Annotated in this window: 20 protein-coding genes; 7 read left to right on the plus strand and 13 right to left on the minus strand. The window is 39.6% G+C overall.

Annotation, left to right across the window (positions count from 1 at the left end; all coding sequences use genetic code 11):
• Positions 1-358: 358 nt before the first annotated feature.
• A complete protein-coding gene (locus IB67_RS10595) occupies positions 359-3,064 on the plus strand; it encodes a PQQ-binding-like beta-propeller repeat protein (protein ID WP_498875318.1) in 2,706 nt (901 codons plus the stop codon).
• Positions 3,065-3,078: 14 nt separating this feature from the next.
• On the plus strand, positions 3,079-3,684 hold the full coding sequence (locus tag IB67_RS10600) for a hypothetical protein (protein WP_072757401.1): 606 nt from the start codon (positions 3,079-3,081) through the stop codon (positions 3,682-3,684).
• A gap of 72 nt (positions 3,685-3,756) precedes the next feature.
• On the opposite strand, the gene IB67_RS10605 is transcribed toward IB67_RS10600, so the two are convergent.
• The 3 genes from IB67_RS10605 to IB67_RS10615 are packed head-to-tail and all read right to left on the minus strand — an operon-like array spanning position 3,757 to position 7,019.
• Entirely contained in the window at positions 3,757-4,851 is a 1,095-nt protein-coding gene (locus tag IB67_RS10605) for an MFS transporter (protein WP_072757403.1), read from the minus strand.
• A gap of 23 nt (positions 4,852-4,874) precedes the next feature.
• Positions 4,875-6,578, minus strand: a complete 1,704-nt coding sequence (locus IB67_RS10610; protein ID WP_072757405.1) for a sigma-54 interaction domain-containing protein — start codon at positions 6,576-6,578, stop codon at positions 4,875-4,877.
• A 30-nt stretch (positions 6,579-6,608) separates the two neighbouring features.
• Positions 6,609-7,019 (minus strand): secondary thiamine-phosphate synthase enzyme YjbQ, encoded by a 411-nt coding sequence (locus tag IB67_RS10615; RefSeq protein ID WP_072757407.1) that lies wholly within the window; start codon positions 7,017-7,019, stop codon positions 6,609-6,611.
• Positions 7,020-7,251: 232 nt separating this feature from the next.
• Between IB67_RS10615 and IB67_RS10620 the strand changes: the two genes are divergently transcribed.
• The 5 genes from IB67_RS10620 to IB67_RS10640 are packed head-to-tail and all read left to right on the plus strand — an operon-like array spanning position 7,252 to position 14,299.
• The gene (locus IB67_RS10620; RefSeq protein WP_072757409.1) at positions 7,252-9,225 is read left to right on the plus strand and encodes a CHASE2 domain-containing protein; all 1,974 of its coding nucleotides are present in this window, start codon (positions 7,252-7,254) and stop codon (positions 9,223-9,225) included.
• A 24-nt stretch (positions 9,226-9,249) separates the two neighbouring features.
• Positions 9,250-10,185: an HD domain-containing phosphohydrolase gene (locus IB67_RS10625; protein WP_084634287.1), complete on the plus strand. Its 936-nt coding sequence runs from the start codon at positions 9,250-9,252 to the stop codon at positions 10,183-10,185.
• A gap of 6 nt (positions 10,186-10,191) precedes the next feature.
• Complete coding sequence (locus IB67_RS10630; RefSeq protein ID WP_084634288.1) at positions 10,192-10,827, plus strand: DUF3307 domain-containing protein; 636 nt, start codon at positions 10,192-10,194, stop codon at positions 10,825-10,827.
• Entirely contained in the window at positions 10,824-12,992 is a 2,169-nt protein-coding gene (locus IB67_RS10635) for a FecR family protein (protein ID WP_245789419.1), read from the plus strand. The genes IB67_RS10630 and IB67_RS10635 overlap by 4 nt, the downstream gene beginning before the upstream one ends.
• Positions 12,993-13,036: 44 nt before the next feature.
• Complete coding sequence (locus IB67_RS10640; protein WP_498875319.1) at positions 13,037-14,299, plus strand: HD domain-containing phosphohydrolase; 1,263 nt, start codon at positions 13,037-13,039, stop codon at positions 14,297-14,299.
• A 73-nt stretch (positions 14,300-14,372) separates the two neighbouring features.
• On the opposite strand, the gene IB67_RS10645 is transcribed toward IB67_RS10640, so the two are convergent.
• The 10 genes from IB67_RS10645 to dnaA form a co-directional block, all read right to left on the minus strand.
• Positions 14,373-14,666: an HU family DNA-binding protein gene (locus tag IB67_RS10645; RefSeq protein ID WP_281246558.1), complete on the minus strand. Its 294-nt coding sequence runs from the start codon at positions 14,664-14,666 to the stop codon at positions 14,373-14,375.
• A gap of 106 nt (positions 14,667-14,772) precedes the next feature.
• Positions 14,773-15,255, minus strand: a complete 483-nt coding sequence (locus tag IB67_RS10650) for a shikimate kinase (RefSeq protein ID WP_072757415.1) — start codon at positions 15,253-15,255, stop codon at positions 14,773-14,775.
• 6 nt (positions 15,256-15,261) lie between these two features.
• A complete protein-coding gene (locus IB67_RS10655) occupies positions 15,262-15,660 on the minus strand; it encodes a secondary thiamine-phosphate synthase enzyme YjbQ (protein WP_072757417.1) in 399 nt (132 codons plus the stop codon).
• 24 nt (positions 15,661-15,684) lie between these two features.
• Positions 15,685-16,638, minus strand: a complete 954-nt coding sequence (locus IB67_RS10660; RefSeq protein ID WP_072757419.1) for an ABC transporter permease — start codon at positions 16,636-16,638, stop codon at positions 15,685-15,687.
• Positions 16,635-17,669, minus strand: coding sequence for an ABC transporter permease (locus IB67_RS10665; RefSeq protein ID WP_072757861.1), 1,035 nt, complete (start codon positions 17,667-17,669; stop codon positions 16,635-16,637). Before IB67_RS10665 ends, IB67_RS10660 begins: the two co-directional genes overlap by 4 nt.
• Positions 17,670-17,677: 8 nt before the next feature.
• Positions 17,678-19,192, minus strand: a complete 1,515-nt coding sequence (locus IB67_RS10670) for an ABC transporter ATP-binding protein (RefSeq protein WP_072757863.1) — start codon at positions 19,190-19,192, stop codon at positions 17,678-17,680.
• Between the two features lie 206 nt (positions 19,193-19,398).
• Positions 19,399-20,499, minus strand: coding sequence for a BMP family lipoprotein (locus tag IB67_RS10675; protein WP_072757421.1), 1,101 nt, complete (start codon positions 20,497-20,499; stop codon positions 19,399-19,401).
• A complete protein-coding gene (locus IB67_RS10680; RefSeq protein WP_072757423.1) occupies positions 20,496-22,376 on the minus strand; it encodes a hypothetical protein in 1,881 nt (626 codons plus the stop codon). Before IB67_RS10680 ends, IB67_RS10675 begins: the two co-directional genes overlap by 4 nt.
• Positions 22,377-22,632: 256 nt before the next feature.
• Positions 22,633-22,815 carry a ferredoxin gene (locus IB67_RS10685; RefSeq protein ID WP_072757425.1) on the minus strand — a complete coding sequence of 61 codons (183 nt, stop codon included), beginning with the start codon at positions 22,813-22,815 and terminating at the stop codon, positions 22,633-22,635.
• 102 nt (positions 22,816-22,917) lie between these two features.
• Positions 22,918-24,249: a chromosomal replication initiator protein DnaA gene (dnaA, locus tag IB67_RS10690; protein WP_339745227.1), complete on the minus strand. Its 1,332-nt coding sequence runs from the start codon at positions 24,247-24,249 to the stop codon at positions 22,918-22,920.
• Positions 24,250-24,530: the final 281 nt, after the last annotated feature.

Consider the following 24,530-nt stretch of genomic DNA (forward strand, 5'->3'; position numbering starts at 1 on the left):
GGACAACACCATACTTGTAGAACTGAATTAGAACTGTATCTAACTTGTTGGTGTGAAAAGGTGATAATGAACGAAAACATTTTACCGAATGTCTAAATATAGATATGTATAAATATTGACTAATTCCAATTTTTCAAAAGGATTCTTTCAGTGTTTGTCCCAGGAGTGAAATCTCAATAAGCTTTTTAAAAGAGAAAAAAGACCGAAAGGAGGGATAAAAAGTATCGTTGAATTCCAGAAAGTGTATTTTCCTTTGAGGTTGAGGTCATGACATGAATTTGCGGCAGTGCGGTGTTTTGAAAAATTGACCTGTATAGTCTTATGACTGGCTAAAACGGATAGTTAAGGAGGGGAGAGTATGAAAACATATTATTCAAGGAAATCAAGCCATATAATTTTAAGCTTTTTTGTCTTGCTTTTAATCGCATCCTCAGCATTTGCTGGTTTAACACTGCAGGGCCTGTGGAATGGTGGAACTTACAGCCGACAAGTACCTAACAAATTTGGACCCGCAGTAATCACAAAGTCTCAAGGGAACATAATATTCCTCTCAAAAGATGGAGCTGCGTATGAACTAACAATTCAGGGAGGATTAATAAACTACGGCCAAGTTAGCGGAGCATTCAATGTTGTTGCACCACCGACGTACATTGAACTTGGCTCTGACAAATATTTGGTTTACGTCTCTGCTCAAGCCGCGAATAACAAGATAATAGTTCATGAATTGGCAACCGGTGGTAATATAGAAGAAGAAGATTTAGACGGGGCCGCGTATGGAGTCGTGGCTTACGTAAACAGCTCTGGCGAAATCGAAATTATAACTGCAGATATGACTGGAAAGATTTATAAATTTGTCTTTGATGGGTCTAGCATTTCATTAGTTAATAGTGCTTACATCGCTTTACCAATTAAGGCACCTCCAATTTTGAATTTTGATAAAAGCTACTTCTATATAATGACCCAGAGCGGAAAACTATATGAAGCACAGAACATCGTCGATGGTAGTTTTACTTTGTCATCCGCACCACTTGAAAATTATGGAGGATCAGGTAAAGAATTCACAGTTCCGATGGCTATGGATGAAAGCGGTTACTTGTATGCACTGAGGTCAGACGGTACTTTATTCAAGATAGATCCTTCGACTGGTGAAGAGGAACATGCAAGTGGGTTCCTCTCCTACTCGAACTCATCAGGTCCACTTATCGATGGTGAAGGAAACATATTCATTTTTGGAGATGACGGGAAGGTTGTTGCCTTGAATTCTTCGCTGGCTAAAATGGGAGAGTATACTGTTGGACAAAGAATAACATCTACCCCGGCTATTATAAGAGGGAACGATGGTGTGACTTATCTTATAGTTCCATCTTCTCACCAAAGCCTAAACGCTGGTAAAATTACAATACTATCGTACAATTCAACAACGGGAAATTTTGAAAAAGTTTGGGATTACACTACAAATGCTTCAATTCCTATAAGTGGAGCGGTAAACGTCGCACCTACCGGTGCATTGACGAATGACTATTATTTTGCAGTTCCTGCAAACGATGGAGCAGTCTACGCTTGGAAATTCAACGGCTCAGGACCTTATGGTTCTTGGCCAGTGTATGGGCAGAACCCTTACCACACAGGATTCGTTGATCAAAGTGCAATGCTCTTCAAAACAAAGATCTATCTTGTTGCACTTGATGGTTATTACGGTCAAGAGCTTAGTAAAACTTTATTGGGGAGCACTACAAATTATGGTATCCTTTATGATGCAACGATATTGCTTAACGATGGAACAGAAGACGCGACTTACGTCAACTTACGAACGAATTCTACAAATTCAGGTATCGTCTTAGAAGCAACACCAACATCACAAGCCAGGGTTACGTTTGCAACACCGACAGAAGCTCAGTTGCTTCTTGGAAGGTACGTAACTCCAAAAGGCGGCAGCTATCCAACAAGGGATGCCACATTCACGTTCAAGTATTGGAAAGTCATGCCACCGGATAATTATGAAGGTGCTGAAGATGATAAGCCAGCTACGTTGACATTCAAATTCAGCAATAGAACTGTGAAGTTATACACAAATGCCACATATACTTTCTACATATATCATAAGTACGCAACTGACGAAGCCACAGAAGAAAATGACGTGTTCTTTGACTATGAACAATACATAAACAATCCTTCTTCGGCTCAAACAACGATTAATGCTTCGCCAAATCAAGGTGGAGAAACGTGGTTCGCATACAAGTGGAAGATTTATCAGTGGAATCCAACTGCAAGTAGTAAATACAATTACACTGAAATAATTAATCAAGATAGAGATAGTGTAACGCTATATAGGAGTGGGCCTGCATACATCGAGATTTACTACGCTCAACTTAACGCTACTTTAACTTTGGTCGTCCCAGAATTTGCATACGGAAAGACAATGGCTTATATGTTCTTAGATGTTGCACCAAATTCGCTCGCTCAATTAATGAATATTAAGACAAAGAATGGTGTAACAATCGACAGAGTTGTTTCTGAAGAGTATGACGATTCTGTGTTGAAAATTGCTAACTTGTCCAAAACTTCGTCTACGGAAGTGAAAATCGCCATGAGGAGCTTTGAAAATCCTCCAGCTGTTGTGACAAGAGTTGCAACCATTGCTTTGTATTTAATGTTCCCAGAACAAGCAATGTTCCAGGGAACTGATCCTGAACAGTATGAAGAGTATTTTGACCTGTATGGTTATGCGCAAGTTTCTGGTCAACAAGTCGATCCTCAGTATTTGAGAGCTAAGATCGTTTACAGTGCAAATAAGTATCTGTATTTGGTGGGTGATTTCGATAATAATTATGCTGTTGATATTAATGACTGGGACATGTTTGCAACTGTCTTAGGATCGGAAGTAAGCGGTGAGAATATTAAGTACAATATTGGGCCACGCGAAGGTTTCAATTCGCCATATCCACTTACAAGCTACTCAGCTGGATACCTTACAGATGAAACAAACCTTGTAGATACCGATGACTTGTGGTACTTTGTTAGTATGTTCGGCACAGTTGTTCCAGAATCCGATAGGATCCAGTAATGGAGGTGATTGATATGAGAAAATTCTACCTTCTTTCCTTTATATTAGTTATTGTTCTTATAGTTTCAAGTTGCGGAATATTCAACCCAGGAGCTAATGGTCCTAAGGTCCGTACTAATGTAAACATCATCGATCCGTACGGAAATAAATTATTCGTTGATGGTACGATAAATGGGTTACCGTTGAAAGCTGATAAGAACGGTGTTCATGTGGAAGGAAAGATTGAAGCAATCAGAGAAGTCAAACTCGGCGAGGGAATAAGAGATGTCTTCTCAATGGAACCGCCAGAATTGGATAAAGATGTCATCACAATTTTCCTTGAGAAGAAAGCTGATAAGTTCATAAGGCTTTACAGAACAGCAGATGGTAAAGTTGTTTTCTATGCCGTCGGCTACGGAGATACTCCAAGTTTCCAAGTATGGCTCAAGGAACCTTTGGCCGGTTCGTTCTTTACTGAGCTCAATCCGAACCAAGTATTAATCGCCGGAAATTATCTCGTCGGAGTTGGTAAAGGTCTTGGAAAACCCGGGCTCGGTATTTCACCAAATGAAATCGTTGTTAAACTAAATATCCCAGCTACAAAAGTTCCACAGATTATAAAATTCGAAGAGGTTAAATAGTAACACTATCCATATAAAACAAAGGGGCAGGTTTAATAACCTGCCCCTTAATATTTTCGAATTTTAGGACTCTTATTTCACTGCTTTGGTTTTAAGACTTAGAGTTGTAATTAGACCTATTATTATAACAGGCACAAGAAGTGCTAATACAAAACTCTTTCCAATCAGCACACCTATCAGCGTACTTGCGATGTTTCCCCCAAGCGATGTGAACGCGTACGTAGCACCGTTGAAGAGCGGGATTATGTTATTATGAATGTTTCTCAGTGCATGTTTTTGTATGTAAGGAAAGAGCGGACCAAATAGGAAACCCGAAATAATGAAGTAAATGGGATTTTTTGTTGTAAATAAAAGAACTGTTGATACGATTAATAACAATGTGTTCGTTCTTAAAAGGTATCTGAATGTCTTTTCTAAGTATTCTACCGGGAACCTGCTAAGTGTAAATAACGCCCAGAATATCATGTACGCAGTGTATGTGCTTATAACTTTTGAATTCGATATCGTTCCTGCCCAGGTGATGACGCCGATTTCAGCCGAGGAATAGAGTATCAGCAACAACAAGAATATCCTAAACGAGTCAATCTTAAATGCTTGCCGAATTTCAGACAGCGAGAAACTTTCTCTTTTCTTTTCCGCTGAGAGCTCTTCTATCTTCAACAGTGTGTATGTTAAAAGGGATAAGAAGAGTGCACTGTAAATCAAGTACACAAACCTAAAGTCTTGCCATTTTCCCTGCACGACTTTTATCAAGAGCGGTGCGATTATGCCACCCAGTCCATACGCTCCGTGAAAGAGTCCAAATTTAGGTTTTTTGCTCTGCACAAGTAATGTTGTCGACGCTGTGAATCCAAAACCAGTTGAGAGACCAAAAAAGAAAAGTCCAACAAGCGATAAGAAAAGCCTGCCTGAAAAGGCAATGATCAAAGAGCCTAAGATTGTGAGTAAGTATCCAGTCATAAGGGCTCTCTTTAATCCCAGTCTGTTTAAATAAATACCTACGAAGATGTTTGAAAGCACCGTTCCCGTAAGTGAAAAGAACGGCAAGAGAGAGGAAAGCTCAACTGATATGTGGAACAGCTCGCGGAAAGATGACAAGAGCGGTGCCATGGAGTTCAGAACAAGCGAGTATGAGAATATAATGATCATTGGAAGAAGAGAAGACAATTTCTTCACACCTCCGTCTTTTGTTATTCTTCTATTCCATATCTTTCCATCTTATAATAAAGCGTCCTCACGCTTATATCCAACATCTTTGCTGCTTTCATTTTGTCTCCGCCGGATTGTTTGAGGGCATTTATGATTATCTGCCTTTCGTATTCTTCAACCATGTCCTTGAGAGGTCCAATCTTGTCTTGTCTATTCTCTGGCTCTCCAATTTCAGGCTTTTCAGTAGAAAACTCAGGAATGTGCTTGGGCTCGATGTATCTTTCTTCAGGTCCCATGTTTATCATGACTCGCCCGATGAAGTTTTCAAGTTCCCGCACATTCCCGCTCCAATGCTTTGAAACGATGTATTTTATTACCGCAGGGCTTATGCCCTCCACCATCCGTCCGTATTGCTGGTTGAGTTTTTTAACTATGTGAATCGCTATCTTTGGTATGTCTTCTTTTCTGTCTTTCAGCGACGGAAGGTATATCGGGAATACGTTCAGCCTGAAGTAGAGATCCGGTAGGAAGTCACCGTTTCTCATCATCTTTTCAAGGTCTAAATTCGTCGCCGCTATGATTCTCACATCGACTTTCTTTACGCTCCTGCCACCAACAGGTACGAATTCTTTGCTTTCGATAAATCTTAGTAATTTCGGTTGTAATGACAACGGCAGTTTGCCAACCTCGTCGAGGAACAGGGTTCCACCGTCCGCTTCTTCAACAAGCCCTCTTTTACCTTCTTGGAGTGCACCGGTGAATGAGCCACCCTCGTAGCCAAATAATTCTGCTTCCAAAATCGTTTCAGGAATCGCGGCACAGTTGACGCTGACAAATGGTTTGTTCTTCCTTGGGCTTGAATTGTGAATAGCGTGTGCGAAGAGCTCTTTTCCTGTTCCGCTCTCTCCTCTCAGTAAAACTGTTGCTGGAGTCTGAGCTACTTTTTTTGCTTGCTCTTTTGCTATTTGTATTAGCCTGCTTTCGCCTATGATATCATCAAATGTGTATTGAGCTCGCATGTGCCTTATTAGTCTTTTGACTTCTTCAAGCTCGTTGTTTAATTTCAGTATCTCTGAGACATCGTGGACAACTGCAACACTTCCTTTGAAAACACCTTTAACAAAGAGGGGCGTTGCATTTACGATCACATCTTTTTTCGCAGGTCCAACTTTAAGCCTTGCATTATAGATAGGCTGTCTGATTTTAGCAATAAGCATGTGGATACTCTCGCCTTCAGCTATGTCAACGGTTGCGGGTTTCCCAACTACTTCCTCAGGCGAATACCCTGTTATCTTTGTGTAGGCTTTGTTGACCAATCTCACAATACCGTTTTCGTCAGCTACGCTTATCGCATCGTTAGTGGAATCTATTATCGCCTTGAGTTGTGCTTCTATCTCTTTTAGGTTCGTAATTTCTTCCGCAAGCTTCCTGAGGCTTGTTATATCTCTGAAAACAGCAACCGCGCCTATTATATTGCCGTTTTCGTCTCTTATGGGAATGCGAGATGTTATGATAACAGCGTTTTCCGTGTGCTGGACTTGGTCGATTTCTGGAAGTCCCGTGCGCACAACGATGTGCAGTCTTGTGTTTTTAACTACTTCATCCACCTTTTTCCCAACAATGTCAGAAGGCAATCCGAGAAGTCGCTGTGCGTTTTTGTTGACGTATACAACACGAGCTTCTTTGTCAACTATTATTATTCCCTCTATAATAGAATCAAGAACTATTCTGAGAATTCTTTCCATAAAATCATCTCCAGCAAATTAAATCGCTTATCATTCACCTATTACCTTCACCACAACCCTTTTTCTCCTCTGCCCATCGTACTCAGCGTAGAATATCTCCTCCCAAGGTCCGAGGTCAAGTTTTCCGTCCGTAACAGGCAAGAGCACCTGATGATGCGTTAGGATTCTTTTTAAATGAGCATCTCCATTCGTTTCCCCCGTCCAATGATGTCTGTAATTTCCAGCTGGTGCGAGTTTTTCGAGCCACTCCCATATGTCTTGGTGTAGACCTGACTCGTTGTCGTTAACGATGATACCCGCCGTTATATGCATTGCTGAAACGAGGCAAAAGCCTTCTTTGATGCCACTTTTTTTGACAATTTCTTCTATTTTATCGGTGATTTGAACGAGTTCTCGCTTTTTGGATGTGTTGAACCAGAGATATTCTGTGTATGACTTCACAAAAACACCCCCATCTTGTTATTTGTATGTATCTTTGCTTAGTTTTAAACGTTTTCAAATTAAACGCAGTCTAAATACGTAGAATACATTTGTTAATTATAATTATACACGACTGAATGCACTTTTTGAATATCAACAAGCATTTTGAAATTTATGGAATTTTATTCTTACTTTGGTGGTAGAATAGGAACATAACTTTTGAAGCCTATAATAAAAGATATTGGAGGCGAAGATGAAAAAGATTCATATCCTTACCATATTTCTCACAGTCTTTATGGTTTGGGCTATAATGTTCAGGCTTGAGTTTACTAATGTGCCCGATTTGAAGATTATGGACATTTTTTATAAATTACGCGGTGAGATCAGAATCAACCCGCATGTTGTTATAGTTGGTATAGATGAGTATTCTTTGAGCACGTTGGAAGTGGAAGGCGATACTTGGCCCTGGAATCGGGAAGTTTATGGAAGACTCCTTGAGAAGGTTTTCGAGGATGGTGCGAAGGTAGTTGCCTTCGACGTATCGTTCACAGAACCAAATGAAGAGGAAGGGGATAGCTATTTTGCAAGCACTCTTTTGATGTATGGAAATGTTGTGCTCGGAACATACCTGATTAACGAAAAGCAGACTTACTTTCTTTATAACGAAAATCTCAGGAAAATAATCGAGGAGAACGTATCGTACCTCGATTATGCATACAAAATGAAAAATTTCAAAGAACTCGCACTTTTGAAACCATTCAAAGTTTACAAGATTAGGCCTATATATGAACCTTTTTCAGTCTCAGCATACAGCGCAACTTACGAAATTGGAAGCTTGGATGCGGATGGTGTTGTGAGAAGAATTCCTTTGCTTGTGATAGAAGAATGGGCAGTCGAGAATGGCGTTTCTTCCGGAATATTGCCACACATGAATGTTATTGCCGCTGCTTTGTATTTCGGTATATCGCCAAGTGATCTACTTTTGGATTTTTCTAAGAAGGTTATTGAAATGGATTCACAAAAGATTCCGTTTGATAACTCAGGATACATGCATTTATGGTATTACGGGAAAGGACCAAAGATCTTTAAAGAAGTACCATTTTACGATGCTTTAAATGGAAAATATGAAAAGGGAACTTTCAAAGACAAAGTCGTGCTTGTAGGTTACACCGCAACAGCTAAGGGGCTTTACGATCTAAGAATAACACCGTTTTCAAGCGAAGAAGCTGGAGTTTATGTCCACGCTACAGCGATAGAAAATATGATAAGCGGTGATTTTGTTAAGAGCCTAACACCTTTTTACAATGCATTGCTGGTTGTGATTATAATGGTCGGAATTACACCGCTTATGCGCTATAGGAGCAAGGTGTTTAACACGATTTTGGTGTTCTTACCAGTCGTTTATCTGACAGTATCGTACGTGCTATTCTTAAGGCACATTTATGTGACAACATTCTACCCTATTTTAGGATTAGTTGTCATTGGCTCAACAAAAGTCTTAGGAGACTTCCTTGCTGAAAATGCTGAAAAACGAAGGATGCGAGAATTCCTTTATAGATACGTGCCTGATAGGGTGGCGGATAATCTACTAAGCTCCGGCGAGCTAAAACTTGGTGGAGAGACAAAAGAAGTCGTTGTGCTTTTTTCTGATATTAAAGGGTTCACAAGCCGTTCGGAAAAGCTTTCACCTGAAGAGGTTGTTTCATTTTTAAATGTTTACCTTACAAAGATGAGCGAAATTATACGTTATAAGTACGACGGAACGATCGATAAATTTATCGGAGACGCGATAATGGCGATTTTCGGTGCCCCTGTTTCATACGAAAACGATATAGAGAGAGCGTTAAGGTGCGCATTAGATATGCGAAAAGGGCTCAAAGAACTTAATAAGGAGTATGGCTATAACCTCGACAGTGGAATAGGAATTCACTTCGGACCAGCAATTGTAGGAAATATAGGTGCGCCATTTAGAATGGATTACACTTGTATTGGCGATACTGTCAATACTGCCTCAAGGATTGAGCATCTCACAAGAGAACTTGACGCTGAAGTTATAGTGTCAGAAGAGGTAATGAAAAGGTCAAAAGAATTTGAGTTTGAGTATCTTGGAGAATATTCTGTGAAAGGAAAGAGCGATAAGTTAAAGCTATATAAGTTGTTGGGTGAAAAATCAACTGTTCAGAGCGAAGATAAGATCTCCGCATCGACGGAAGATAAAGATGTCTGAAATTTCGAATGGGGGTAGGATAGCTTGAAAGGAATTTCTATAGATTTTGACGGTACTATATGTGAAGTAGATTCTACTGGAAATTTCTATATATACGGTCAGTTACCATCGCAAGATGATGTTTATGAGATGGCTATTGTTTACGAACTGAAGATAGCAGAGAGTATTTTTGACTTAACGCATAATCTTCTGACCGCTGTTTCACTTGAAGAAATTCCAATAAAGGTAAGTACTTTTTTCAGGGAGAAATTCAATAAGAACGTAACCATGGAATACGATGAGGAATTGCACGAGTTCAGGATGAATAAGCAACAACTTGTTGTTCCGATAGTAAGTAAAAATTCCGGTACTCTCGGAAGTACAATAATAAAAGGAGATTTTTCTCTAGAAGAGGCGCTTGGATTCTTAGCTTTCTATGATTCTTTTGTTTCAATTGTTGAGGGGATGATTATAAGTCACAGGTTGGAGAACCTTTTGAGAAGTGCACTTGATACTATGTTTGTTACGTTAAACAAACGTGTTAAGTTGGAAGAAAGTGACTTAAAACTTATGGAAGAAATAGTTTCAAAGTTATCTGTTGTTGAAAATGTCAACCTTGAAGAGGCGAAGCTTGCACTTAGAACTATCAATGTAGGATTCGTGGGCTTGAAAGACGAACTCTTTGACAGGATAAAATCTGGTGCTGTGCGAGACGGAGATTACGAAGAGTTTTTGAAACACGTACAGTACGGATATGAGATTCTGAAGGATATGGACGCTCCGAATTTCATAATCGAAGCTTGTTTATACCATCACGATTTCGTAGATGGGAGTGGGCTAAGTAAATTAAGAGGGACTGAAATACCCAAACTGGCTTTAATTGTAGGTTTCGCAGAGAATGTTGTGTTGTTAGGAAAGCATAAGGAAGAAATGAAAGGGAAGTACCCTGATGAATACTTTAGGATAATATTTGAGGAGTGATTCAGATTGAGTGTTATCGACATTTTTCCTTATCTTTTTCTTGGACATCTTTTTGGCGATTATGTGCTTCAAACAGGATATATAGCGGCCAAAAAGTCAAAGGATATTAAAGTGCTTGGGATACATATTGGACTGCTCTTTTTGTCACAATTAGTCTTTGTTTTTGGGGAAGGATTTGGTATTAAACACTTTTTGGCTATTGCCATGCTTTCTGGAATACATTTCCTTATCGATTTGATAAAGTTTCACTGTAAAACAGCCTTTTGTAATTCTTGGAAGTATTACCTCATAGACCAGTTGTTTCATTTATTATCTTTGTTATCTGTTGCCCCATTTTTCGACAAAGTAGTCCCATTTTTACCTCGCACTGTGGTTACTGTAGGTGCGATCATGATTTTCAATGCATATTTTATCGGAATTCTATCTCATCTGATAGCAAGAAACGGTACTTACAAGAGAGACTACATCGGATATTTCATGAGGATGGTCGCACCAATAACTTATTTCATCTCTGTATGGTCTTTCTTAATCTATGCATTGCTATGCGGATTCTTGATATACAAGAAGAGATCTATGTTTAACTTACTTAATTATGTATTTACCATAATTGCGACAATAACCTTATTGGAGGTGATGTTATGATGTTCAAAAGTTTATTACGGTTGCTAACAACTCTTTTTGTTATGGTAACAATTATCGCCTTTGCTGAATTTAAGGTTGTGTCATCATCTGAGAGTGTCGTTATGGGTGGGAAGCTGCCTATCAGCATTGAGCTGACAGATAAGGACAACAAACCCCTCAGTTTCTCCCTAAAAGCGAAAGTTTCGCTAGGTGGTTTTGATAAGCCAGAAGTCTTGACAAAAGGCTTAGCAGTTAACGGAAAAATAACGCTCAACTTCCTGGCCCCAAAGAAAGTGGCTGAAGTAAAGGTTACTTTCACAGCAGAAACTCCTCAGAAAGAAGTTTTCACTCAAGAAATAGTCATAAAAGTCACTGAAAAGGACGAGAGCGAATTCTCAGAAGAGATGAAAGCATCTATCGACTCATTCAGGGGTAGTGTTGCCGTTAAAAAAGTCGGGAAGAAGGCATGGGAGTCCATTAAGAAAGATACGCTGCTTCAAGAAGGAGACGAAGTTTTAACACTTGAAAAATCATATATTATAGTCAAATTCCCTGACGGCTCAATGACAAAGATCACAGAAAACACGCAGGTACTTTTTGAAAAGCTGAGAAGATCCAAGGATGGAAAGATACTTGTTTCGATCGTTATACAAAAAGGTGGCACGTACAACGTTGTTCAAAAGATGGTTGCAGGTTCTTCATTTGAGGTCAGAGCGGGAAGCGTTACTGCTGGGGTGCGCGGTACAACTTTCGGTGTTGAGAGTTTCGATGATAAACCTGTTGTAAAGGTTTGGGAAGGCGAAGTGTTTGCGTTCTTTGGAGAGAATTTTGTCATACCTGTCTTTGAAGGTCAATCCTTAGCATACGAACTTGGTATGGAACTTGTTGAAGATGTATCACAGTTATTCGATGCTGCTGAGTTTGAACCTTTAAAAGAAAAATTGCCAGATTTAGAAAAGATGTTCGAGGAGATAGAAGTTGAACCTGAGAAGCCAACTGAACCGGAAAAGCCAAAACCTGAGCAAGAACCAACACCTCAGCAACCAAGCCAACCAAAGGCATTCATACCACCACTTGGCGTTGAAACAGCCCAGAAGGATAATCAAAAGTATATCGTGTACTCTATTTCGCCTGAATTTACCATTGGTCCTGTTACGTTAGGTGTAGGCTTGACAGCTTATGCGACAGAAGTTGGCGGTACGTTGTATTACGGTGTTCCTTCCACAGAGCCGAGCACAAATATCATCAACATGATTACTATCAATCATGTTGCCTTAAACCTCGGAAACTTCTATCTGAGGTATGGTAATATGCCGCCTATATCCTTAGGAATGGGATTTTCAGTTAGGGATTACTTCAAACCATATGCTAAATCGATCGATACGAGACTCGGCTTTGGAAATGTGCGATTGTATCTCCACTTACCATATGAAATCACAAAGATTTGGTTCCCAGAAGTTGTTCAGTCCGACTCAGTCTTTGCAGGTGAATTCGAGCTGAAATCAGTTTTTGCTGGTATGGATCTCGGAATTGGTGCTCTGTATGACACGGAAGTATCCACAACAAATACTCTCGGAAATGCGACACCAGTCAATCTCTCGCTTTCTGGTTTCGTACGCTATCCTCTCATGAGCAACTTCTATCTCGGTGCTGAAGTAGGTGGGCAATTCTTAGAAGATATGTCCAAGTATGGTTTAGGAGCATTCGTAGGCTTGAGCGGTAAAATCGCGGTTTTTGATGTAATAGCAGGTGCGTTTGGAACATGGAACGGCTTCAGACCTTTCCATTTCGGAAGAATATACACCGTTCAAAAGCTTAAGAATGAGTTACCTACTCTTGAAAGTGAAGAAATCTCATTCGGTTTCTTGATCGGAACCAGCCTTTACACCGATATAGCAACCGGTAGGTTATACCTGTACGGAAACTTCGAAGGAGATATGAATGCTCTTGGAGAAATAAGAGTGGTTATACCACAGATAGGAGCATTAGCAGGATTGTTCATCTACGGTTATTATTTCGACTCAACGCCATTTTCAAACAACACAGTTCTTGATAACGATACGATATGCTTCTTGAGAATTACATATCCTGTTATGGAACAGAATCTTGTCGCTGGCATGGTGTACACTTGGGATGGAACTCAATGGATCCAAAGCGTTTATATTGGAAGTGAGTCGAGCTGGTAATTAAATTGGTAGTTCAGTCGTAATTTAAAAGGAGCGTGCTAAGTTTGAATATTTCTCAGAAAAGGATTGTAGAATCACCAACTTGGCTGAGCGGATATTTGTATGAAGGGAATTTGTTCGGCAGACCTTCAAAGATCAAGCTCAGCATTGAGAACATAGAGTTCTATGTTCTTGAAGGTTATTCTGACAAGTTCTTGAAAAAACTTGCAAATCTTATAAAACAAGGTGTATACGTGAATCCGGCAAATTTACGTGACCAAGTTGTGTACATTGCAGCAAAGCTAAATAGTAATCTGAGGCTGAATGAACTACTAAAGGACATTCAGAGTGAAATCTGCAACATTCTTAATGCCGACGCAGCATCGATATTGATGTATGAGCAGGACCACCTCAGATTTCTGGTAACCGTCGGTAAGGCAAGTGGAAAAATAGAAAGTATCCCAGTACCTATGGAGTCTATAGCTGGTAAGATATTCACGGAAGGAAAAGTTTTGATTTTTAACGATCTTGAGAAAAATCCAATCCATTTTAAAGGTGTTGACAAAGCGGCTAAGTTCAAAACAGAAAACATCGTTGGTTCACCAATTTGGGTCGAAAATGAGAAAATCGGTGTTATTGAAGTACTCAATAAATCAGGAGGATTTGACAAAGACGATGCTGAAATTGTAGAACTATTTGCAAAACTGATCGGTAGAAAATTACTTAGTACTTGGCAGTATGAAGAGTTCTCAGACGCATTTAAAAAAGTGCTTTTAGCAATTGCAACCGCAATAGATAAGAGGGACAATTATACCCATCAACATTCAAGGAATGTAGCCCGTTATTCTGTAGAACTTGGTAGAAAGATGAATTTGAGCCAACAACTCCTGGAAAAGCTTGAATTCTCAGCTATCTTGCATGATGTTGGAAAAATTGGAATCCCAGACAGCATACTTCTAAAACCTGGAAAATTAACGGATGAGGAGTACCAAACTATCAAGAATCACACAGTATACGGTGCTGAGATTCTCTCTCAGATTAAATACGTCGACAGAGATATAATGAACGGTGCCCTGGAACATCATGAAAGATTGGACGGTAGTGGGTATCCTTACGGAAAAAGAGACGGCGAAATCTCTTTATTCGGAAGAATAATTGGAATTGCAGATGTATTCGACGCACTCTCGACAAAAAGAACCTATAAAGAAGCTTGGACTTTATCGGATGTCTTAAGAGTAATTGGTGAAGATGTTAAGAAAGGGAAATTCTCAGAGGAACTGTACGAGAAGCTTGTTGAACTTGCAAATGATTTGAATTTTGAGACTTAGAATGGAATAAGACAACAGAGAAAACAAAAACCGGGGCCTTGAGCCCCGGTTCCTAATTTTCGGTTTGCTCTTCTTATTTGTTTACCTTTGCCTTGAGAACTTTTCCAGGTCTGAATTTTGGAACCTTTCTTGAAGGAATCTTAATCTTTGCTTTTGTTCTTGGGTTAACGCCTGTTCTTCCTTCCATCTTCTTGACTTCAAATGTACCAAAGTCTACAAGTTGTACTTTTTCTCCCTTTTCGAGAGCTGCTGTAATGGTCTCAAAGAGAGTGTCGATAACAAGTTTTACGTCTTTCTTCTTGAGTTGTGTCTTTTCCGCTACCGCGTTAACAAGTGTCTTTTTGTTCATATAATCCCCCTCCTTCACATGGTGGTGTAAAAATCAAGTATATAATAGCACTTTCAGCATCAGAAAATCAAGAGTGTGTTAAATACTAATCTGTTTGAATTATACCACAAAACATCTGAAAAAATCAAGTATTTTGATGATGTAGTATATTTTTCTTGAAAAAATCGGCTATAATCATCGCAATTTCGTATTTTGTTTTGTGCTCAATGGATATTACCAGTTCTGAATTCTTGCTATAGTAATGGTGAAATTGCAAATAATGCTCTTCAAGATGCTGAAACTTAATATACTTCCTCATCCTTTGGATAAACTTGTCCTTCGGAACTTTCAAGTAGATTTTTAGAAATTCCTCAAACTCCACATCATGCAACATTCCACAGCCTACAAGTATTTTATCACAAGTTTTTGCAAATCTGTCAATTATTCTTCGTTCCATTTTCGAAACTTGATTTATACCATATAATCTCAATAGCGTATAAAAATCTTTACCCGTTTCAACTTCGAGTATTTTTTCAACCTCTATCACGTTGTAGCCAAAATCATCTCTCAATATTTTTACTATCGTACTCTTGCCACTGCCCGGAAGTCCTGTGATGAACAAATTCATACTCTTTCATCCCGCTATGATTTTCATATATACGTCCCTTGTCCTTGGTCCATCGAACTCGCAAAGAAAAACACCTTGCCAAGTTCCCAATACTAAATTTCCGCCGCTGATTATCAAAGTTAAGCTGCTTCCAATGATTGAAGTCTTGATGTGAGCATCGGAATTCCCTTCTAAATGGCTGTATCCTGCATCCTCTGGAATAAGTTTTCCCAAATGTCTAATCATATCACCTACAACCGAAGGATCTGCATGTTCGTTCACCGTAACACCACACGTAGTGTGCGGAACATAAATTACAACTATACCTTCCCGAATGCCACTTTCACTGACAAATTTTCTCACTTCATTTGTTATCTCAATGAACTCAACACGTTTTGAAGTTTTGACACTTGTTTTCTTGAGCACCAAGGCTCACCTCGAGAACTAACATCATTTTTCGTACGGTACACCATCAGCTGCCGGGGCTCTAGATTTGCCAACAAATCCTGCGACAACGATGATAGTTAGTATGAAAGGAATCGTGTCGAAAAGCGATTTAACGTTAGATGCAACAGTTATTTCTTGCAAGCTCTGGAGTTGGTTCGATAAAGCGCCGAATAGTCCGAAGAATAGGCTTGCAAACATAGCACCTACAGGATTCCATTTTCCTATAATCATAGCAGCCAATCCGATGAATCCTCTTCCGCCTGACATCAGTTCTTTGAACTGCCCAATTTCACCAACGCTTAGATATGCACCAGCCAAAGATGCAAATACACCACTCATTATAACACCAAAGTATCTGATGGCGTAAACATTAACACCCAATGTGTCCGCCGCTTCCGGGTTCTCACCAACTGACCTCATTCTAAGTCCAAGTTTTGTTTTGTATATGAGCCACCAGCCGAAGAACACACATGCAAAAGCGATGTACACGAATGGACTAATTTCACCTATTATCTCACCTATGAATGGAACTTTAACAAGCCCGGGTATTGTCAGTTCGTCTATCTTTCCAACAAAATCAGTTTGTCCCGGTTGTCCAAATATTGGCTCCATCAAGAAGCCTGTCAAACCTTGCGAAAGGAGTATTATCGACGTGCCGAGGACAACTTGGTTACCAGCCCACTTTATACTACCCCACGCATGGAGTAGAGCTATTAAGATACCACTTACTACTGCCATTAATACACCAAACCATACATTACCCGTAAGGTATGTAAAAACAACCGATGTGAATGCCCCCATCAGAATTATTCCCTCAAGTGCTATATTTACAACACCGGTTATTTCACTGAAAACTCCTCCGAGTGAGGCGAAGATAAGTGGTGTAGCAGTAGTGAGCGCAATTTTGTAAAAAAGTGGATTTATGAATATGGAAAGTATCGCTGTCAGTGTTCTCATGCTTTCACCTTCTTTCTTGCATATATTGCTTTCACTATTCTATCAGCTGCAACAAGGAATATAACGATAGCCTGGACGATTATGACTATATATTTAGAAACACCCATGAATTGCATCTCATTACTACCTGTTCTCAGTGCTCCAATCAAAAGCGCAGCAAAGATTATACCAATTGGGTTGTTTTGACCAATCAGCGCAATACTGATACCGTCAAATCCTTTCCCACCGGACAATTCACCGAGGAACCTGTGATGAACGCCCATCAGTTCAGTAACGCCAGCAAGACCAGCTAACGCTCCGCTTATCGCCATTGCAAGCACTACGTTTTTTGCAATGCTTATTCCACCGTATTCAGCGGCGTAAGGATTGAAACCGACGGCTTTTATTTCATAACCAATCGTTGTTTTATTTAGAAAGACATACATGAAGACAGCTGCTGCAATAGATATTAGTATTCCTGCGCTGAGTTCCAACGCTCCAACTCTCATCAAGATTGGCAACTGCGCCGAAGTCGATATCTCGGGGCTTTTGGGTGTTCCAGAACCGGTTGCAAGCGGACCAGTGACCATGAAGGAAGCAATGTACGTAGTTGTCCAGTTGAGCATTATTGTTGTGACAACTTCATGCGCACCCGTTTTTGCTTTCAAGTATCCCGCTATGGCAGCCCAACCTGCGCCCGCGCCCATGCCTATCAGCATAGTTAGTGGTATTGCAACTGCTGGTGGTAGTCCACCAAAATTGCTTGCGAATGTTGCAGCCATGAGTGCGCCCATCGCCATCTGACCTTCCGCACCTATGTTAAAGACACCCGCTCTAAATCCAAAACCGACAGCAAGACCCGTAAGGATCAATGGTGTTGTTTTTATTAAGGTATCTATTATAGCTTGCTGGTTTCCAAACGCACCGTGCAAAAGTGCACCGTATGCTTGGATTGGGTTCTTTCCAATTGCAAGAATAACAAATGCAGAGATGAGCAATGCTATCAAAACAGCTGTTACTGGCACTGCGATACTCTGTAGCAATTTCTTCATTTGCTCCTTCATCTCTTACCACCTCTGATTTCTTCGAGTTTCTTACCAGCCATCATTAAACCAACCTCTTCTATCGTTGTTTCTTCTGGTTTCACTTCACCCATAATCTGCCCTTCATACATCACAAGGATTCTATCACTTAGTGAGAATATCTCTTCAAGTTCCATAGATATAAGCAGTATGCCAACGTCTTGCTCACGCATCCTTAAAATTTGCCTATGTATAAATTCGATCGCTCCAACATCCAAACCTCTTGTAGGTTGAGCAACGACCATGAATTTTGGACCCGCTTTTATTTCCCTTCCAACAACTAATTTCTGTTGGTTTCCTCCAGAAAAGTTCCCGCCCAGGTGCTCTATAATCCTCGGACGAACGTCGAACTCTTCCATCAGCTCTGCTGTATATCTCTTAATTTCCTTATGATTCAAGAAAGCACCATTAGCAAATGGTCTTTTGTAATGTCTTCCGAGGACAACATTATAGTAAGCTGGGAAAGGCTTAATTAAGGCGTGTTTCAATCTATCTTCAGCGATATGTGTCATTCCCATCTCTCTAAGTATCTTCGGATGTTTATTTGTTACTTCAATACCTTCGAAAATTGTCTGACCTTTTTCTGCTTTACGAAGCCCTGTAATAGCTTCAACCAGCTCGGTCTGACCATTTCCAGCAACACCCGCTATGCCAACTACCTCGCCTCTTCTGACTTGGAACGATACACCCCTTACAGCATCCAGATGCCTGTTATCTTTGACCCACAGATCTTTTACTTCAAACACGACGTCTTTCGGCTTATGCGGCGCCTTGTCAAGTTTTAAAACAACATCTCGGCCAACCATTGCACGCGCAATTTCTCTTTCGTTCGTCTCTTTTGTTATTAATTCACCAGTAACTCGACCACCGCGCATAACAGTTATTCTATCACTTATTTCCATAACCTCGTTTAATTTGTGAGAAATGAAAAGTATAGTCTTTCCACTGCTTTGCAGATTTCTCATTATGACAAAGAGTTCTTCAACTTCTTGAGGTGTTAAAACAGCTGTTGGTTCGTCCAAAATTATTATATTCGCACCTCTGTAAAGCGTTTTTATGATTTCAACTCTCTGCTGCATTCCAACTGGTATATCTTCTATTTTGGCATCGACATCGACGTACAAGCCGTACTTTTCGGACAATTCTTTGACTTCTTGACGAGCTTTTTTCAAGTCAAAGTTCAGTCCTTTAACCGGTTCATTACCCAAAACAACGTTTTCTGCAACAGTTAGAGTGTTGACAAGCATGAAGTGCTGATGTACCATTCCGATTCCTGCCTTAATCGCGTCACGTGGACCAGTGAAGACCTTTTTCTGACCGTGTATGCGTATCTCTCCGCTATCTGGATGGTACAACCCATAAAGCTGGTTCATCAATGTACTTTTACCTGCACCGTTTTCGCCGACGATAGCGTGTATCTCGCCTTTCTTAATCCTAACGGTTACCCTGTCATTTGCCAAAACACCAGGGAAGCGTTTCGTTATCTCAACCATTTCAACAGCGTACTCTTCGTGGTGCCTAACATCTTTCGTGACTTCTCCGACAACTTCGTTCACTATACGTCCACCTCCAAATCGTTATAAACATATCCGCTTTTCCGCTTTGACAAGCCAGCTTACAATCTGGCAACTGACTTATCAAAACGGGGGCATCCCGCCCCCGGAAGATCAAAACTCGTCAAGCTTTAAAAACACGAAGATTATTTTGGAAGCTTTACGCCCTTTACTGTAAATGCCTTGAGCGCATCTTCTGAATCTGGAACTACTACTTTACCTTCTATAATGAGCTGCTTCAGGTAATCGAGTTCTTTTAATACATTTGGTGCAAGTTTATCAACAATTTCCTTTGTGTATTTCATTTCTGACATCCTTACGCCTTGTTCCTTAAGGCCGAGATTCTTAACTCCACCTTTGAACTGGCCTGTGAATGCCCACTTGACACCGTAGTATCCTGCCATGTCAACACCCTTCATCGCGCTTGTAAGAACAACTCCTGGTGCCATGTAGTCTTGGTCAACGTCAACACCGATTGCGTAGTAAAGAGATTTACCTGCCAATGCATATTTCTTTATGTTTTCTAAGCCTTTACCTGCGAGTTTTTCTGATCTTTCCTTTGCTGCTTCGATAACACCATTACCGCAAGCTCCAGCTGCTGCAAAAATTATGTCAGCACCTTGTGAGAATTGTGAAACAGCGAGGTCTTTACCCTTCTTTGGATCGCTGAATTCATTTGTGTAACCTCTTAAAATAGTTATTTTCTTTCCTTTGAGATCTGTGTAAGCCTTTATACCTGCTTCGTAACCGTATCTGAATCTTTCAACTGGAGGAATAGCAATACCGCCTATGAAACCTACTTTTCCTGTTCTTGTCATCGCAGCTGCTATGTATCCAACTAAGAACGCTGATTCTTGTTCTTTGAAGAGGAAGTTGATAACGTTTGGAAGTTCTTTATCAAACGCTATATCGATTCCCGCAAAGTATACTGTTGGATACTGTTGTGCTACTTTCATGAGTGCATCTGTCATCATGAATCCAACTGCGAATACTATACCACCATCTTTTTCTTTCATAACTTCTTCCGCTGCTTTTGTAAGGTTTGGTATGTAGTCTGACTGTTCTTGGGACATGATAACCTTTGATTCAACCTTGAGTTCTTTCGCTGCCCTTTCGATACCGGCCCACGTGCCGTCGTTGAAAGACTTGTCGCCAAGTCCGCCCGTGTCAGTAACCATAATAGCTTTGAATGAGAATCCAAGTGTCAGAACAACTGCCAAAAGTGCGAAAACCAAAAGTTTCTTCATACTCTCTCCCTCCTCCTTAGGATGTGGTTTTTGTACAGCCAGTAAATACCGAAACCTAATGACACTGCAAGAATGTATGGAACTAACCAATTAACATACATACTTATCGATGGTACACCAACTTGGATAAATACTGTTTGTGTCTTTAACAACGTTAGCAGAGAAACTGCTACAGAGCCTATAAGTGGTACGAAAGCTTCCTCCCTTTTGAGTGCTGTTAAGAATAGTGCCAAAGCCAAGAGTATTGAAGCGGATAAGCCATAAAAGACTTTGTAAGTAGGAAGCAGCACGTACGAGGACTTCTTTGTTTTCGCAACAGTGTCAACCAACATCTTTGCGTGCGAACTTTGGAAATTCGACTCGATGAAATCTATGATGTAATTTCTGAAACCATCAGAGCCAACTGATGCGAATTTTGCAAAATCTTTTTCGAAAGCTCTTAAAAGTTTCTGCACTTTGGAAAATCTCTTCGATTCGAAGTATATGAAGTCTTCGATTTCCTTTTTGTGATCCTTTTCATCCGCTCCTATACTTTTTGCATATTGAATCCTTTTTTCAAAATTCTCTGGTACGAACAATTCTTCTGGGAGGTCAAAAGTGTCTATTTCCAAATCGCTTAACAGCGTACTGAACTTCGATACAGATTCGTTTACAATCGTATTATAATCTTTGAGTCTTATTTTTATAACAGAAAGGTCATCTTTGAAGATATCTTCAATTAAACTTCGGTAAAATGGCGAGTTTTCAAATTGTTCTTGCATCAATAAATCTCTTGTTGCAAACGATGGAATGAAAAGAACAACACCAAGAGCGAGGGAAAAAACAAAATATACGTATTCCTTCTTGACTAAGAAATAGAAGAGAGAGAAAAATATGGCAATGGCAAGTACAATTCCATATATCATTCCATCGACTGTCGACTGAATGCTGAAGAACGTTCCTATGTATACAGTTTCAGCTGAAATCATTAATAAGAGAGGAATTTTTACGTTCTTGAATCCAAAGTACCAAACCAAGAATAATATAATGTATGCAACCCATCTAAGCCAGAGATAATTAGCCTTGACAGGTGTTAGGCGAACAAATTCTTTCGCAATCTCATTTTTCAGACCAGCTATCAAACCAAATGTGCTTCTAAAAATTGTTCCACGTGTTCGCATTATCAGTGTTTCCGGGTCAAACTGTTCTGAATTTTGCTGAGCCTCGGTTATTATCTCTGAAATGCTCTTAATTACTTCTGGTTCTTTGATAAGTAAAGCTATAACTTCCTCTTCTTCACCATTGTAGACTGGAGTATAAACGTAATCGCCGATTACGTTCTTTCTCAATTTTTGGAGTTCCTCAGGAATATGTTCTAAATTAATATCCGCACCAAACAAGTACGCTGAAAGATCCTGCGCGTAATTTCCAAAAGCTCCAACTATTCTGAATTGATAATCATTAAAGAAGTCGTTGAAAATTGGGGAACTCTTTATCAATTCACTATCAAACTTTCTGTTGTTAAGTTTTGCTTCCCAGTAGGCAAGAAACATCGCTTTTGCTAACTTTTCCTCATCTGAAGATGCATTTTCGAATGGTTTCAAAGCTTCCAAGTAATCTCCTGTCTTTTTCGTTGTTTCGGTCTTTTCTTTGGAACCTACGAAATATATTTTGAAGAACCTGTAGAGAGGTAGATCTAAATTCACCAAAGAAGAGGTTTCTTTGTAATAATCAGAACTAACTGAAAGGTACGACTTGTAAATCTCTGCTGCCTTCGAAATATCAAGTGCGAAGTTGAGATTTGCGAGTGAAACAAGTATCAGCAATGACACAAAAATAACGTAGGAAAATCTTAGTGAGACTCCTTTACAAGCTCTCTTTTCAAATCCTTCTTTCACTACCTACACCTTCCTTTTCTATGTATTAAATTTCATATTTTGTTCGGCTGTTAGCTCAACGATTATATTATATCACATATGTTCTTTTCAAGTTAACTATTTACGTGATTTGTTATAATGAGTAGTAATGTATAGGTGAAATATCGAGCTTTTTGCAAATATAAGTTCAAAAACAGTAAAAAATCAATTTCCTCTAAAAATAATGGGGGCATGTGCCCCCAAACTTTTAATTTTCCGTCTTCGTTGTGTTTAAAACTCACTCTTCAATTATTATAGCTGCCGTTGGACAGCTGTCCGCAGCATCTTTTGCGCATTCGAGGTCTGTCTCAGGTTGTAATACTTTTGCTTTCATATCGTCGCCAAGTTTGAACACGTCTGGACAGAGATTCTCACAAACACCACAGCCAATGCATGTTGCTTCATCAACTCTAACCTTCATGCTTTAGCACCTCCTTTTCAAAATCAAAAGTATTATAGCACAACTTTTTCTATTGGCAAATGGTACTCATTACTCTACAAATTAAACACATAAAGAAAACGCTTACGAAGATGCATTTCCCGCCTTCTTTTGGAGTTCAATTTCGATTAACTTCATGTGGCCAATCAATCTTTTATCTTCTTGCATTTTCTCTTCGATATTTTTCACAGCACTTATAACCGCAGGGTGACTCTTGGAGAAAATTTCACCAACTTTTCTAGTCGACATACCGAATTTCCTCACCATCAAGTACATGCACAGCTGTCTAGCCATTGCAGTTTTCTTGTCTCTTGAATTCGAAACTAACTCTTCCTTGCTTACACCGAATATTTTAGATGCAGCATCTAATATGTCATGGTCTGTACTCCTTGTGTCCTCGATAAGTACGTCTTTAAGTATAGATTTAGCCGTTGAGACTGTAATCTCTCCATACATGCTCTTGTAAGCAATTAATTTGACAACGGCACCTTTCAATATTCTTATGCTTCCTTTTAGATGTCTTGCCACGTATTCAAGAACCTCATCTGGTACATCAGCTTTTTCTTCATCAACAATTTTCTTCGATATTTTGTACATGGCTTCTTGCGATGGGGTCTTGATTTGAACAACTATTCCCATTTGGAAGCGTGAGATAACCCTGTCTTGGAATTCTTTGAGTTCTTTTGGAGATCTATCTGAGCAGACTATAATCTGTTTTCCTGATTCGTACAGAGTATTAAACGTGTGGAAGAGTTCTATCTGAACTCCTTTTTTTCCAGCAAGGAACTGAATATCGTCTATGACAAGTACGTCTATTTTTTTTCTATATCTCTCCCTAAATTCTTCCATGTTTCCTGTCTTCAGCTTTGTCACAAGTTCGTTCATAAAGCTTTCGCTTGTGAGATATGCATATCTCAGATCAGGGTTGTTTGAAAGCAAGTAATTGCCATAGGCCTGCACAAGGTGTGTCTTCCCCATCCCCGCCTCACTATGTATAAATATCGGGTTGTAAGTCCCAGGTTTTTTCGCAGCTTCGAGCAATACATTATATGCAAATTGGTTGAATTCATCGACAACAAAGTTGTCAAAAGTGTATTTTGGATTGAGCGGTGTTATCAAAACTGGTTTTTTTCTGACAAGTGCTACGTTGTCAGAAACAATCTCAGAGTTGTCAGAAAGGCTTATCGGTGCGTCAACTATTTCATACGTTGCACCGGGACCAAGTACCTCACCGACAACTTTTCTCAATATCTTATCGAACTTTTTTTCGATATATCCTTTAATAAAGAGATTGCCCACCTCAAAAACAACGTGGTTCTCTTCTATTCTTTTGACAGAAAAATCAATAAACCAGTGTTCCCATTGCTGTCTGCTGACTTTTTCTTTTAACAAGGAGAGCAATTTTTCTTTGTTCATAAAAACACCTCGAAGATTACATAAATTTAACTCATCAAAATGTATAAGGATGGGGCATTGAGTATTATCTCACAGGTGCGTGTTAAAATTCAAGACAAATTTTATGTTAACATATGAATGATATCTTCCTAATGAAAATGCCATATGACAATGTATTACGATTTTGTTTAACGCAGCTAACTATATATGCTCCATCTTATCCGTATTGATATTTTGCAAATAGAAAATTAAACATAAAATGTTTCTATTTTCCGTTAGAGGGATTTATTCGCAGACGAACT

The sequence above is a fragment of the Fervidobacterium riparium genome (genome assembly GCF_025370035.1).
GTDB classification, from domain to species: Bacteria; Thermotogota; Thermotogae; order Thermotogales; family Fervidobacteriaceae; genus Fervidobacterium; species Fervidobacterium gondwanense.

Bases quoted from the DNA above. Each gene is read 5' to 3' on its own strand.
- IB67_RS10595 (WP_498875318.1), top strand. From the start codon at position 359: ATGAAAACATATTATTCAAGGAAATCAAGCCATATAATTTTAAGCTTT.
- IB67_RS10600 (WP_072757401.1), top strand. From the start codon at position 3,079: ATGAGAAAATTCTACCTTCTTTCCTTTATATTAGTTATTGTTCTTATA.
- IB67_RS10610 (WP_072757405.1), bottom strand. From the start codon at position 6,578: ATGGAAAGAATTCTCAGAATAGTTCTTGATTCTATTATAGAGGGAATA.
- IB67_RS10620 (WP_072757409.1), top strand. From the start codon at position 7,252: ATGAAAAAGATTCATATCCTTACCATATTTCTCACAGTCTTTATGGTT.
- IB67_RS10635 (WP_245789419.1), top strand. From the start codon at position 10,824: ATGATGTTCAAAAGTTTATTACGGTTGCTAACAACTCTTTTTGTTATG.
- IB67_RS10650 (WP_072757415.1), bottom strand. From the start codon at position 15,255: ATGAATTTGTTCATCACAGGACTTCCGGGCAGTGGCAAGAGTACGATA.
- IB67_RS10660 (WP_072757419.1), bottom strand. From the start codon at position 16,638: ATGAGAACACTGACAGCGATACTTTCCATATTCATAAATCCACTTTTT.
- IB67_RS10665 (WP_072757861.1), bottom strand. From the start codon at position 17,669: ATGAAGAAATTGCTACAGAGTATCGCAGTGCCAGTAACAGCTGTTTTG.
- IB67_RS10670 (WP_072757863.1), bottom strand. From the start codon at position 19,192: ATGGTTGAGATAACGAAACGCTTCCCTGGTGTTTTGGCAAATGACAGG.
- IB67_RS10675 (WP_072757421.1), bottom strand. From the start codon at position 20,499: ATGAAGAAACTTTTGGTTTTCGCACTTTTGGCAGTTGTTCTGACACTT.
- IB67_RS10685 (WP_072757425.1), bottom strand. From the start codon at position 22,815: ATGAAGGTTAGAGTTGATGAAGCAACATGCATTGGCTGTGGTGTTTGT.
- dnaA (WP_339745227.1), bottom strand. From the start codon at position 24,249: ATGAACAAAGAAAAATTGCTCTCCTTGTTAAAAGAAAAAGTCAGCAGA.